Source organism: Sulfuriferula plumbiphila, from assembly GCF_009938015.1.
Taxonomy (GTDB): domain Bacteria; phylum Pseudomonadota; class Gammaproteobacteria; order Burkholderiales; family Sulfuriferulaceae; genus Sulfuriferula; species Sulfuriferula plumbiphila.
Window position 1 is genome coordinate 1299546 of record NZ_AP021884.1, and the last position, 12579, is coordinate 1312124.

Here is a 12579-nt window from a genome sequence, read left to right on the forward strand (position 1 = left end):
GGAATATTACCTCAGACGATTTGCCGCCTTGAAAAGTTATCCAGATTGGGGCACTAAAAATAACCGAGCCCTTGCCGCATGCTCGGCAAGGGCTCGGGAAGGAACGATTACGGTGCTTTGTACGGATTGGTCAACATGGGTGCAGAACTAGAACTAGAACCATAACCCGGGCTTGTCGAAGGATTGGAGGAAAGCGGGCCGGACCCGGTGGTTTGCTGCTGACTGAAGCCCGCGCCAAAGGTCTGGCTGCCGGCTCCACTGCCACTGGTCTGCGCACTGAAGCCGTCGGCCATGCTGGTGGCGCTACCCGCGCCGCCACCGGCGCCCATGCCGGTGCCGCTGCCGAAGCCGACTACCGGTGGGTGTTCAACCTGATCCGTCGTCTGATCCGCAACGGCGGCGCCGGCGAAAAGAACGGCGCAGACTGCTGCCGATACTACGAGTTTGATATTCATTTCAATCTCCTTTCATTGGGTTAAGCCTCGATTGCAAGAGGCATGTGAGTTTCTGTAATTCTGAGACGAGGTAAACGGGGTTTTGGTTACTGAGTCAGTCAATAACTATAATTCACGCCTATTGACACGATATTGTCAGTATAGGCTGTGCCCGCGATGTTGGATTTATTGTCCTGATAGGCATAGCCGCCGTTCAAATACCAGTTTTTCGCGATCCGTTGCGTCACGTCGGTGTACAGCGTTTGTGCAGTGGTATTGAAAGGCGAGGTGGTTTTGAAATCGCGCGTGGCGTGGCTGTAGCCAAGGTTGACGAACGTATCCTGGAGCGGCAGGTAGCCCAGATTCACGCCGTAAGTTTCACCAGTATAGCTGTAGGCACCGAGATTGGCTTTGCTATCCTCATAGTCCACGACCCCCTTGATCCAGACGGTCTGGCTCAATTGGCTCTTGATTTCAAGGGTTCCGCCGAAGCCGTTGGAATCGCGCTCGTTCTGCTTGGCGTCGCGGGTAAAACCGCGCGCCGTGGCCAGACCCGACCAGGTGGGTGAAAGCTGCTGGTAGAGTCCCGCGCTCGTCACCAGCATGGTGTTGTCGAGGTTATTGAATTTGTTATAGGTGGAAGAGAGTGCACCGATCTGGCCGATGAAATAGCGGGTTTGCGCAGCGTCGAGAGGCGTGTAGTACACCGCAGAAGCGCTTAGCGTCCCGTAGTTATCGCTGTGCTGATTCGCTTTTGTCGGCGAATCGGGCGAGCCGTTAACGTTGGATTCATAGGACAGCTTGGCACCCGCATTGACGGTGAAGTCGGCTTGAGCCGGACCGGCCAGCCCCCCAGCTAAAACTGCAGCGCTGACCATAGCGGGAAGGGGATTGAATCGCATCAGTATGTCCTTTCTTTGAGTGATGGAACGTAAAAAAACAAGATAACTTTTCCCAAAATAGCAACGGCAACCTGCTTGCCGCTGCCGTCATTCGTTAGCCGCGTTTCAGTAACCGCCCCCCCCTTTGGGGAAGCCACCGCCCGGCACGCCGCCCGGGAAGCCGCCACCCGGGAAGCCGCCGCCCGGGAAGCCGCCGCCCGGGAAGCCGCCACCTGGCGCGCCGCCCGGGAAGCCGCCACCCGGGAAGCCGCCGCCCGGGAAGCCGCCACCCGGCCAAGATCCGCCGGGAGTCTGGCCCGGGGTGGCGAACGGTGGCCTCCCGTCTGCTTCGGGACTGAACTGACGACGCATGCGCGCGACGACATCGACGGGAGCGATGCCCTGGCGCAGTTGGTCCAGCACATTTTTCTGCAAGGTTAGAATCTGCGCGGGCGTGTCGCCCGCTCTCAGGCTGGCCCTGGGCAGTTCCAACGCTTGCGTTGGCGTAGCGTCGTGAAGGAGCAGCAGTTCAGCAAGATTGCCAGCAGCAATCAGGCTCCCGGCGCTGGACGCCATGCGGCCGCCTTGTGTGCCGGATTGCGCCAGCGTGGAGAGCGCTTCCTTTGCGCCGTAGCGCTGCCGCAGACCGGCACCCAGGTTGATCAGCGTGTCGCGTTCCTCGGTATTGCCGTACTTGAGGCCGCGTTCTTCCATTGCCTGAACACGCGAACGGGCATCCTGCAGAGCCTCCTGCCACTTGGATGCCACTGCCAGGATGGTTTCACTCGGCACTTTCTTTGCCATGCCTTCCAGTAGCTTGTCGCGCACCAGCGCGACAGGCAGGCCATCCCGGCGCACGGCGGCGAGCTTCTGGACGAACGCCGCGGCCTGGACTGCGGAATATTTATGCATAGCGGCCAGGCGCATCACCGCTCGCAAGTCTTGTTCTTCCACGCCGGCTGCCAGGGCGCTTTCCAGATTGGTGGTCAGGGATTGGCGCTGGGCCGGCGTGAGGGCAAGCTGTACCGTGGCTTGCCCAAGCGATGGAGGGAGCTCGGCGTGTGCGGCCGCTGCCAGCATCAACCCGGTCAACATGATGAGAATGCGAGAGTGGGTCATGGTGTCGTGTCCTATATGATGGTGACGACCGCGTTTTGCCTGCCGAAATCGTCCTTCACATGCTGTTCGGCGTGCGGATCGGTCACCCAGCGCTGGCCGTTGACCAGGAACGCATACTGGTAGCGACCGGCGGGCAGGGGGACGGTCACGCTCCAGATGCCGTTGCCGGAAGGCACCAGTTTGACTTGTGCCATACTGCCCCAGCCATTGAAATCGCCGATCAATGCCACGCTATGAGCTTGGGGTGAGTACAGGCTGAACCGCAGCGCGTTGCTGCTTGGGCCGGGTGTATGCGAAACCAGGGTCAGGGGGGAAGATGCTTGGCGCGGACCGCCGACCGAGGGCGCCAGCGATAGAGGGGCAAGCGCAATAAACAGCACTGAGGCTGCCAACGCGGCTCCGGAGAGTTCCCAGCCGAGCAAGGGGTGACGTTCCAGCCACTGGCGCAGGCGCGTGAAGGCGCTTTGCCTTTTGGGCTTAACCGCCGCCATCACACCGCGCGCCAGACTGGCAGGAGCGGGAATTCGCGGCAAGTGTTCCAGCGCTGCCAGCGCCATGCGGGTGGCGAGCAACTCCGAGCGCTCGGTCTCGCTCAATCGAGCGAGTAAAGCGGCTTCTTCGGATGGGTTCATTTCCTGATCCAGATAACGCTGCCGGGCTTCGTCGAATAGCGATGCTTTCATGACAATCCTCCGTACAGTTGCTTGAACATCTGGCGCGCGCGGAACGTTCTCACCTTCACGTTTTGTACCGTGTCGTCGAGCATCAAGGCGATCTCATCGTTGCTATGCTCTTCCAGATGTTTCAATATCAAAACTTCCCTGTAATGTGAGGGCATGCGGTTGAGGATCACTTGGATATGATCATGCAATTGCCCTTGCTCCACTTGATGGTCGGGCTGTGTAGCGTCTGTCGCAGCCAGAGTGTCGACGTGGTCCGCCAGATCATCGCACAACGTATCGGCACTGTTGCTGCGCAACATATCGCGCGCCTTATTGAGCGCAATCTGGCACAGCCAGGTGGAAAACGCGCTCCTGCTGCCAAACATCTCGAGCTTCTGGTAGGCGGTGATGAAGGTTTCCTGGCTGATGTCCTGGCTGGCCTCATAATTGCCGAGAAACCGATACAGCACGTTGAACACCTTGTGTTGGTGACGCCAGACCAGGGTTTCATACACTGCTGACCGCCCCGCCAGACAGGCATCGATCAGCGCCTTGTCCGGCAGATCACTCCATTCCTCCACGCACGGCCTTTCGTAATATAGTTCCCGTTGAGACGGGAAAGGCGCCCGAAAGGTTACGCTCCGTTGAAGTCGGATGGGGTTTATGGCAGGACGAGGACGTTGTTTTCGCCGAAAAATCCATCCTGGACAACAGGCTGCCCGGGATCAATCCTCCGCTGCGCGCCGTCCACCCAGTAAACGTATTCGATACGGGTCAGGGTGGTCGGAAGAGGCAGTTTGGCGCGCCACATGCCCTTTTCGTCGGGGCCGACCAACAGCGTCACCCCGCTTTGCCACTGATTGAAATCACCGATGACCTCGACAGATTTCGCCTGAGGCGCGTACAGGCTGAATGTGGCTTCATGCCTGTCTGCTGCAGCATAAGCCCAGGGTAGGGCCAGTGTAAGAGCCAAAGCCAAGCGCAATCGCCGGTTGATCGGCAGTAATAGCAGTAATAGAGTGTCGCTCATAGACATCCCCTTCGCATCCTGTCGGAATGTCGCGGATTATTTATATTGAGTGAAGCGCGAATCCGCAGTGGCGGCAAATTTCGTGGACTCTCTCATTTTGAGGGCATGGCTTCAAGACGTTTTAAAAAAATCAGCCCAAAGTTGTAATGCTCCCTACTGTAATGTGTTCTGCCCCCCAACTATCAGTGCTCGCTGCGGTTTCTAAATAGCTGCTATGGCGGTTAGCGACGGCGGGCGCGGTAGCGGACGATGAGCCAGACTGTCGCGCCCATCACGGCCAGCACGGCCAACACCAGAAATTCCAGTTTTTGGATGCTGCCCATTAGCCATTGCAGCGCATCGCCAAACGCATAGCCCGCGCTGATTATCAACGCCGCCCACAGCACTGAACCCAGGCTGTTCCATAGCGTGAACTGCAACGGGCTCACTGCGCTCATTCCCACCATCATGGGCCCGACGATACGTAGCCCATAGGTAAAACGCAACACCACAATCACCGGTGCATGGTGGCGCGCAATCAGGCTTTCCACTTTGGCGGCGCGTGCTGACAGGGACGGAAAGCGCGTCAGAAGCATATTGCCGTGGCGGCGTCCCATATAGTAGAAAAACTGGTCGCCGATAATCGCCCCGGCGACCGCAACCGGCATCAATACCGGCAGATGCAGATAGCCCTGATTCGCGGCAATCGCGGCCATGACGAGGATCGTTTCACCTTCCAGCAAGGTACCGAACAATACGGCGTAATAGCCGTATTCGTGGATAAGCTTGGCGTAATCCATCAGATCAGGCTGGCAAAAATGTTTACGCTCAATGCCAGCACGGCGACATTGAAACCGAACGAAAGCAGACCATGCGCCAGCGTCAGCCGACGCATGACACGGGAAGTCACTGCCACGTCGGACACCTGAGAGGTCATGCCGATGACGAAAGAGAAATAGGCGAAATCGAGATAATCCGGTTTGCGCTCGCCGGGGAAATTCAGTCCGCCGGTCTGTGCGGCACGCGCGCCCTTGCCGCCAACATAGTAGCGATGTGCATAGTGGAAGGCGAAACGGGTATGCACCAGTAGCCAGGAAAATCCCAACGCCAGAAACGAAAGCGCGACATGCAGCATCTTCTTCCACACCGGCAAGCCGTGACCGCTTTTGTACATGAATGCCAGCGCCGCAACACTGATGCAGGCCGCACCCAACACCAGCAACAATATCGCCAGGCTACTTTGCCTGTTGCTGGTGCTGATACGGGTGGCTTCGGCATCTGTGCCGGCCATGGTGATCCAGGCCAACAGCAGGTACACCCCCGAGGCTACGTCCCAGCTGGCAATGGCGCGGGTGTCGAGGAGCGCAATGGGGAGCAGGAAAAACACGGCGACACCTGACAGGCTGGCTAACGCCGCGCGATGGTGCGCATTGATCTGTCCTATCCATCGTTTCAGGTGACTGGTCAGTATTGGCATGGTCGTTTGTCGTTTCTGCGTGCATGATTTCTTCCCTGTTGCGAGAATACCCATCGCAATGATGCGCGGCGCTGAATGACACTTTCTATTTTGCGGGCTGTTCATCCTAACCAATGCAGCTTGTGAGAGTCAATGCCGCTTTGACGCGTGGCGAACAAGGGGGTAAGCTGCGGCGCCTGTCTTTCCGGAGTGATAATCGTGTCCGACAAGCTTGTAATGATGCTGTTGACGGTAAGCCCCGACCAGCCTCACTTATGTGGTACGCCGTTTTTCCAGGCGGCAGCAGCGGCAGCGATGGATGTCGAGGTTGAGATATATTTCGCCAGCCAGGCTACCCGGCTACTCGTCCAGGGAATTGCGGAGAGAATCCACCCTTCCGACAATAAGGCGAAATCCGTATATGGCTTCATGCAGGATGCGGCGCAGCTGGGGGTGAAGTTTTTTGCCTGCGGCGGTGCGCTGGATGCCTATGCCATTACGCCCGAATTATTGATTCCGGAATGCACGGGTATCGCGGGTGGCGCAGCCTACATCTGCCGGGTGATGGATGATGAATGGAAGTCCATCACTTACTGACTAGCTGCTGCGCGGTAGCCCACAAATAGCTGCACCCTGATAAAAGCGGCTTCCAGGTCATCAAACAGATTGCTGGCTTCGTCCCAGTGCCCGGCCTTGATGGCCTGTTCGAGCGCGCCGGCCAGGCGTTGTACGTCATTGGCGGCGATATAGGCGGACGCGCCCTTGATCTCGTGGGCGGGGCGTGCACTGGCAGTTGAGTGTGCCTGTATCCCGGTGCCCAGTTCAACGAGTAGCGCCGCGGTGCTGGAGCAATACAGATTAAGCAGTTCCGAGACCAGGGCCGCGTCCTGCTGGCAGTTTTTTTCCAGAGCCGGCATGTCAACCGGATTGCTATTGACGGCGGATTCAGCCCGGATAGCGATGGTTTGCCGGACCGGCGCATGATTGAGCCAACGCGCCAGCATGTTGACCAGTTCTTCTTCCTGCACCGGCTTGGTCAGGTAATCATTCATCCCCGCTGCCAGGCACTGCTCTCGCGTACCCTGCATGGCGTTGGCCGTCATGGCGATTATCGGGGCGGCATTGGGGTTGGTTTTGCGGATCAGCGCGGTTGCCTGGTAGCCGTCCATTACCGGCATCTGGCAATCCATCAGGGTCAGGTCGTAGCCCCCGGCCTGCGCGAGCGCTGCTGCTTCGCGGCCATTCGCAGCGATGTCTACCTGTGCTCCCAGGTGGCGCAACAAGTGCTGTATGACTTTCTGGTTGACCACGTTGTCTTCTGCAACCAGTATCCGCCTGCCCATGAATTGGGTGTGGTCAGGACGTGCCGGTGCGCGCCCGGTATGGGCCGGAACTGCAGATTCGACACGAATCAGTGGCAGGGTGAAACGAAACCGGCTGCCCTGTCCAGCGGCGCTGTCCACGCTGATGTGGCCACCCATCAATTCCGACAATTGCCTGCAAATCGCCAGCCCGAGTCCGGTACCGCCGTATTTGCGTGTCGTGGAACCATCCGCCTGGGAAAATGAGCGGAACAGGCGGCTCTGCGTTTCGGCTGATATGCCGATGCCGCTGTCTTCAACCGTAAACATGATCCGGCAAGTCGAATCGGAAGCATTGTCCGGCACCACAGCGACCGTAATGTGCACTGATCCGGCGGGGGTGAATTTAAGTGCATTGTCCACCAGGTTGGTGAGTATCTGGCGCAACCTGTGGGGGTCGCCGCGTACTTGTTCGGGGACGCCAGCGAGGATGTTGCAATCAAAGCTTAGCCCCATTTCTTCGGCACGGTTGGCAAACAGGCTGGCGATTTCCAGCACGGTTTCGTGCAGATTGAAGTCGATGGATTCGAGGTCAAGTTTGCCGGCATCGATTTTGGAGAAATCCAGGATGTCGTTGATGATAGTCAACAGGCTCTTCCCGGAGCTGTGTATGGCTTGTGCATACTCGCGCTGTTGGGGGCTCAGAGTGGTTTTGAGCATGAGGTTGGCCATGCCGATGACGCCGTTCATTGGGGTGCGGATTTCGTGACTGACATTGGCGACAAATTCGGCTTTGAGACGCGCGGCCTCCACGGCGGCATCGTGTGCTTCCTTCAGGCTTTGTTCGGCCAGTTTGCGCTCGGTGATGTCGCGCATGATGGCTTGTATCACACGCTTGTCATCCAGCGTCATGGCATGCAGTGCGATTTCAGCGGGAAATTCGCTGCCGTCATCCCGCACGCCCAGCCATTCCAAGAAACAATAGCCTTCGGCACGCGCACGTGCCACGCAATCATTGGCGAATTGTGCGGCCGTGCGCCCATCCCCCTGAATGGGCGCACCTAATTGATAGGGCTGGCGTGCGATGAAATCCTGTACAGAATGGATGCCGAACATTTTCAGTGCGGCGGGATTGCAATCGGTAAAGCCTTCCTCGTCCATAATCACAATGGCATCGGAGTTGGTTTCAAACAGGGTCTGATACTTGAGCTTCTGTTTTTGCAGTTCGCTGGTCTGGTAAGCAGTGCGGCGCACGGCAACGAAAGCGATCAGGGCGCCAATCAGCCCGGCCAGACTCCCCATGGCTATCATCAGCGAGCGTGTTTCGCGATATGCGTCGAAGGCATCCACTGCCGCATTTGCGTTGGCTTCACGCTGCAGCTTGAGCAAGGTGTCCAGTTCGCCCACAAGTGCTTTCTGGGCGGGGATAGCTTCGTTCTGCAGTAGTTTTAGTGCGTTCCCGTTTTCCCTATCCAGCGCCAGATCGACTGTATGCATCACAATGGGCTGCGCGATGGCGGCCGACTTGCGCACGCGTGCCAAAATCGTCTTTTCTTCCGGGTTCAGGCTGCTTAACGTCAGTGCCTGCATGGCCTGGGTGAAACGTACGCCGTAGTTATGGAAATCGTACAGTTCGTCGTTCTGCTCAAACGGCGCGGTATTGAGTACCAGCGAATGCATGGTGATGGTGCGATCGCGTAGCGCGTCGCGCATGATGTTGGCAAGTTCGGTTTTGTAGTCGTTGACGGTGACAATCGCTACCAGGCGATTATTGATTGCCTCCATCTGATTCAACCCGAGCAGGGTAATGCCCAGCATCAGACACAATATCAGGGCGAAGCCCAGGCCTAAGCCGAACTTGATGCTGCGCAAATTCACGTGGCAATGCCAAGGCTGGCTGATACAGGGAAGGGGGGCGGGAGTGTGTGCATTAAAGCGGGCAGATGAAGTCAGGGATTGCCCGGCAGTGGCAGACTGAGCAGTCGGCGCGCCCCTTCAAAGCGCTGTGACCAGTATTTTTCGTGCATGTCAGAAATCATGATGTTGCCGCTTTGACTGCTGGAGGCATGGATGAAGCGATGTTCGCCCAGATAAATGCCTACATGCGAAAACGCGCGCTTCATGGTGTCGAAAAAAACCAGATCGCCCGGGCGCAGGTCTTGCTCGTCTACGCTTTCGCCCGTCATGCTGATTTCGCTCGCACTTCGAGGTAACTGCAAGCCTGCTGCATTGCTGAACACGTAGCGCACAAAACCGCTGCAGTCCATGCCGGTTTGCGGTGAGTTCCCACCATACCTGTAAGCGGTACCGATCAGACTCACCGCGTAGAACAGCAAATCAGCGCGCTCGCCGTCCACGGCAGCGTGTGCAGAGACCGAGTCGCTGGCAGCGTCATTCGCATACACCGGATGGAACACGGCGAGATACAAATTGACCAATAAGAAAAAGATAATGCGCATGGACATGAAATTTAATGAATTTTTGCACGCTGGTAAAGAAAAAACCGTCACCCCTGTAGATTAACAGCTAATATCAAATCGTATTTGGCACGTTGAAGGAGCGCGTCATGGATGAACATGCTATCCCTGCAGCGACGCTGGAAACCATCAAGCAAGAGGCCAGGCAGGCTGGTGCGGACGGAATGGATATCGGCGAACGCGTCCATGCAATTACGCTGCGGGCGATCGAGCAAAGAAGCCTGAATGCAGCCGAGATCCAGGCGGTGCTGGCGGCAGTAAGTGCCGGTGTCAATCTTGGGCTGGCTGAACGCGGCGGCGATATCGCGCAATCGCTGCGCGCAGCGGTGAGCGGCATGGATCAGGCACTGGCCAGGTTTGCCCAGTCCATACAGCTGATGATCGAAGAAACGCTTGCCAGCGGCAGGGAATTCCGCGCGGGCGAATTGAAGCAATCGCTGCAAACGCTACGTGATCTGGAACATTCGCTGATCGACGCAATCCGCCAGACTGCCGGCACCAGCGCAGGCACGCTCAAGGCGGAAATGAACCGTATCGTTGCCCACCTCAAAACTACCGGATCAGACGCTGGCGGACAGGCGCTGGATACCCTCACGCAGCTTGTCGCCACGCTGCGTGCTGCTGCGCATTCGGGTAAAATCAGCGCCGAGCTTGGCGCCCGGGAGCTAGCCGGTCGCGTGGCGCTGTTTGCCAGCGGCCTGTTGACGGGCGCAGGCGAGGCGCTGCGCAACAAGGCAAAGTAAACCAACCCGCTGGATCAACAACCATAAATTATGCTTTGGGAGACTATCGGCGTCGTGCGCGACCTGCCGCGCTTGCACGAAATTGCCACCATCATGATCCGCTACGGCTGGGGCGACATGGTGCGCGCACTGGGTATCGGTACCATACTGGAGCGCGCCGGGCGTATCCTGCACTGGCAGACCACTTCCGAAATCGACCAGCTTGAACCCGCAGTACGCATTCGGCTGGCGATGGAGGCACTGGGCCCCACCTTCATCAAGCTCGGGCAGTTGTTTGCCACGCGTGTAGATGTATTCCCGCCAGCATGGATTGCGGAATTCGAAAAGCTGCAATCGAAAGTGCCGCCCGTGCCGTTCGCAGAACTGGCGCCACATCTCGAAACTGCACTGGGCCTGCCTGCCACCGAAATATTTCTTGAACTGGATATCGATGCGTTTGCCGCCGCCTCGATGGCGCAGGTGCACCGGGCAAAATTGCAGGACGGCACACCGGTCATCCTCAAGATCCGGCGTCCCGGCATCGAGAAAAAAATCGAAGCCGATCTGCGCATCATGCAGCACATCGCCCGTCTGGCCGAACACGAGATACCCGACGCACACCGTTATCAGCCGGTGATGATGCTGGCGCAGTTCCGGCGTTCGTTGCGACGCGAGCTTGACCTCCTGATGGAAGCCCACAACATCGAGCGTTTCCGCACCAATTTTGCTGATGATGAAACCGTGCATATCCCCAGGGTGTACTGGGATTACACCAGCGAAATACTCAACGTGCAGGAGGAGCTGATTGGTATCCCGGGCACCCGTCTGGGCGAGGTACGCGCCGCCGGGCTGGATTTGCCGGTGCTGGCCGCGCGCGGTGCCGATGCGGTGCTGAAAATGATCCTGGTGCACGGCTATTTTCATGCCGACCCGCATCCCGGCAATGTCATCTACTTGCCCGGCAACCGTGTCGGCATGATTGATTTCGGCATGGTGGGGCGGCTCACCGAATACCGCCGCAACCAGATTGTGAATTTGCTCGACGCACTGGCGCGCAAGGACGAGGAGGGGATGCTGGCTGTGTTGATGGATTGGACCGGCGATGGCGAGGTGGACGAGGCCAAGCTCGGTTGCGATGTGTCGGAGCTGGTATTCAGCTACGACAACCTGCAACTCAAGGATATAAAAATTGGTCCCTTGCTCACCGACATCACCGCCATCATCCGCGAGAATGGCCTCGTGCTTCCTGCTGACTTGACGTTGCTGTTCAAGGCGCTGATCACATTGGAAGGACTCGGCCAGCAGCTCGATCCGCATTTTCATATGGTGGATCATCTCACCCCTTTCGTACGTGGGGTGATCGCCGAGCGCTACCAGCCCGCTGCACTGATCAAACGTGGCCGCAAAAATCTCAAAGAGGCCCTGGAAGTTGTCTCCGGCCTGCCGCGGGACATGGCAAAATTATTGCGCGAGGCCCGCCGCGGGCGCCTGCGCATTGACCTGGACCTGAAACGCCTCGACCAGTTTGGGCATCAACTCGACCGTGCCAGCAGCCGCATCACCATGGGCATCCTCACTGCCGCCCTGATCATCGGCTCATCCATTGTCATGACTGTTCCGGGTTGGCGTTTCCTCGGCATAGTTGGTTTTCTGTTGGCGTTTTTAAACAGCATCTGGGTGATATTCTCGATCTGGCGCTCAGGCAAGCATTAATCCAGATAATTTGCCGTTTACCAAGAGCACCATACCTCCTATAATTCGCGCCTACGCCGGCATAGCTCAGTTGGTAGAGCAGTTGATTTGTAATCATCAGGTCAGGGGTTCGACTCCTCTTGCCGGCACCAGAATAAATACTAACAAACAGTAACTTAGTTAACAATATTCTTGTTTGTAGTAAACTATATCTGTATCCATTTCTCCCTATTTGTTGCCTGTCACTGTCCCAACACTGTCCCAAATTGTTTTTAGTTGCTTGGGGTGCGCTGTGGCAGCCAGCGCGTTTGTGTTAGCAGTTGTACACTTATCCACGGTGCTGTACCTGTGGGCAACTCGACCGCAAGCCCAGGCATTGCGAGGGTCGAGTTGCCCAGCTGGCGACTGTAGGTTGGCGGGATTGGTAAATGCGGGAGGGTTTTGTGACGCGAACCAAATCGTCATGGAAACAGCCTCGGACGCGGATAACAGGCATTGGCGCTCGCTGGTGCCAACAACGTCCACTTACGAGCGCTGTCCGATGTGATGGGAAAACTCACTAGCCGTTTACAGATGCGAAGCCTATGATGGAAAACCCAGTGCCCTGTTAGGCAGACCTTGACTAAAATATCGGAACGATGGATGCCCCGGCAGGCGGGAGACAAGTTTTGCACTCAGTGCAAGCACTTCTGCCCATCAATCGGAGGAATACAGATAGTCTCGGAGGACAAATTGCACCAACGCTGGATTTGCAAGCAATGCAAAGAGCGCCAAGATGAAACCCTATAAAAGGCAGCCCATACTTGATTGCCAGACGCTGGCGATT

At 57.4% G+C, this 12579-nt stretch carries 13 protein-coding genes and 1 tRNA gene; 5 read left to right on the forward strand and 9 right to left on the reverse strand.

The window, feature by feature from the left end:
- Positions 1–212 precede the first annotated feature (212 nt).
- Complete coding sequence (locus GZH91_RS06865; RefSeq protein WP_147074611.1) at positions 213–479, forward strand: hypothetical protein; 267 nt, start codon at positions 213–215, stop codon at positions 477–479.
- A 74-nt stretch (positions 480–553) separates the two neighbouring features.
- Here the strand turns inward: GZH91_RS06865 and GZH91_RS06870 are convergent, their stop codons facing one another.
- The 7 genes from GZH91_RS06870 to GZH91_RS06900 all read right to left on the reverse strand — a co-directional run bounded on the left by GZH91_RS06870 (position 554) and on the right by GZH91_RS06900 (position 5582).
- Positions 554–1336: a DUF2860 family protein gene (locus GZH91_RS06870; RefSeq protein WP_147074610.1), complete on the reverse strand. Its 783-nt coding sequence runs from the start codon at positions 1334–1336 to the stop codon at positions 554–556.
- Positions 1337–1441: 105 nt separating this feature from the next.
- The gene (locus tag GZH91_RS17650) at positions 1442–2434 is read right to left on the reverse strand and encodes a hypothetical protein (RefSeq protein WP_170227458.1); all 993 of its coding nucleotides are present in this window, start codon (positions 2432–2434) and stop codon (positions 1442–1444) included.
- Between the two features lie 11 nt (positions 2435–2445).
- Positions 2446–3117, reverse strand: coding sequence for an isoamylase early set domain-containing protein (locus GZH91_RS06880; protein WP_147074609.1), 672 nt, complete (start codon positions 3115–3117; stop codon positions 2446–2448).
- Complete coding sequence (locus GZH91_RS06885; protein ID WP_161984199.1) at positions 3114–3677, reverse strand: RNA polymerase sigma factor; 564 nt, start codon at positions 3675–3677, stop codon at positions 3114–3116. The genes GZH91_RS06880 and GZH91_RS06885 overlap by 4 nt, the downstream gene beginning before the upstream one ends.
- 80 nt (positions 3678–3757) lie before the next feature.
- Entirely contained in the window at positions 3758–4126 is a 369-nt protein-coding gene (locus GZH91_RS06890; protein ID WP_161984200.1) for a glycogen-binding domain-containing protein, read from the reverse strand.
- 221 nt (positions 4127–4347) lie between these two features.
- Positions 4348–4905: a DedA family protein gene (locus GZH91_RS06895; protein ID WP_147074606.1), complete on the reverse strand. Its 558-nt coding sequence runs from the start codon at positions 4903–4905 to the stop codon at positions 4348–4350.
- The gene (locus GZH91_RS06900; RefSeq protein WP_147074605.1) at positions 4905–5582 is read right to left on the reverse strand and encodes a DUF1345 domain-containing protein; all 678 of its coding nucleotides are present in this window, start codon (positions 5580–5582) and stop codon (positions 4905–4907) included. Before GZH91_RS06900 ends, GZH91_RS06895 begins: the two co-directional genes overlap by 1 nt.
- A 198-nt stretch (positions 5583–5780) precedes the next feature.
- Here GZH91_RS06900 and GZH91_RS06905 point away from each other — a divergent pair, with 198 nt between their 5' ends.
- Positions 5781–6158 carry a DsrE family protein gene (locus GZH91_RS06905; protein ID WP_147074604.1) on the forward strand — a complete coding sequence of 126 codons (378 nt, stop codon included), beginning with the start codon at positions 5781–5783 and terminating at the stop codon, positions 6156–6158.
- Here GZH91_RS06905 and GZH91_RS06910 read toward each other — a convergent pair.
- On the reverse strand, positions 6152–8740 hold the full coding sequence (locus tag GZH91_RS06910) for a hybrid sensor histidine kinase/response regulator (protein WP_147074603.1): 2589 nt from the start codon (positions 8738–8740) through the stop codon (positions 6152–6154). The two genes, GZH91_RS06905 and GZH91_RS06910, sit on opposite strands and share 7 nt — an antisense overlap.
- 71 nt (positions 8741–8811) lie before the next feature.
- A complete protein-coding gene (locus GZH91_RS06915) occupies positions 8812–9327 on the reverse strand; it encodes a C40 family peptidase (protein WP_147074602.1) in 516 nt (171 codons plus the stop codon).
- Positions 9328–9428: 101 nt separating this feature from the next.
- Between GZH91_RS06915 and GZH91_RS06920 the strand changes: the two genes are divergently transcribed.
- From GZH91_RS06920 to GZH91_RS06930, 3 genes are all read left to right on the forward strand, one after another.
- On the forward strand, positions 9429–10082 hold the full coding sequence (locus GZH91_RS06920) for a DUF6781 family protein (protein ID WP_147074601.1): 654 nt from the start codon (positions 9429–9431) through the stop codon (positions 10080–10082).
- Positions 10083–10112: 30 nt separating this feature from the next.
- Positions 10113–11774 carry an ABC1 kinase family protein gene (locus GZH91_RS06925; RefSeq protein ID WP_147074600.1) on the forward strand — a complete coding sequence of 554 codons (1662 nt, stop codon included), beginning with the start codon at positions 10113–10115 and terminating at the stop codon, positions 11772–11774.
- Positions 11775–11829: 55 nt separating this feature from the next.
- Positions 11830–11905, forward strand: a tRNA-Thr gene (locus GZH91_RS06930).
- The last annotated feature ends 674 nt before the right edge of the window (positions 11906–12579 follow it).

Bases quoted from the DNA above. Each gene is read 5' to 3' on its own strand.
- GZH91_RS06870 (WP_147074610.1), bottom strand. From the start codon at position 1,336: ATGCGATTCAATCCCCTTCCCGCTATGGTCAGCGCTGCAGTTTTAGCT.
- GZH91_RS17650 (WP_170227458.1), bottom strand. From the start codon at position 2,434: ATGACCCACTCTCGCATTCTCATCATGTTGACCGGGTTGATGCTGGCA.
- GZH91_RS06880 (WP_147074609.1), bottom strand. From the start codon at position 3,117: ATGAAAGCATCGCTATTCGACGAAGCCCGGCAGCGTTATCTGGATCAG.
- GZH91_RS06890 (WP_161984200.1), bottom strand. From the start codon at position 4,126: ATGAGCGACACTCTATTACTGCTATTACTGCCGATCAACCGGCGATTG.
- GZH91_RS06895 (WP_147074606.1), bottom strand. From the start codon at position 4,905: ATGGATTACGCCAAGCTTATCCACGAATACGGCTATTACGCCGTATTG.
- GZH91_RS06900 (WP_147074605.1), bottom strand. From the start codon at position 5,582: ATGCCAATACTGACCAGTCACCTGAAACGATGGATAGGACAGATCAAT.
- GZH91_RS06915 (WP_147074602.1), bottom strand. From the start codon at position 9,327: ATGTCCATGCGCATTATCTTTTTCTTATTGGTCAATTTGTATCTCGCC.
- GZH91_RS06920 (WP_147074601.1), top strand. From the start codon at position 9,429: ATGGATGAACATGCTATCCCTGCAGCGACGCTGGAAACCATCAAGCAA.
- GZH91_RS06925 (WP_147074600.1), top strand. From the start codon at position 10,113: ATGCTTTGGGAGACTATCGGCGTCGTGCGCGACCTGCCGCGCTTGCAC.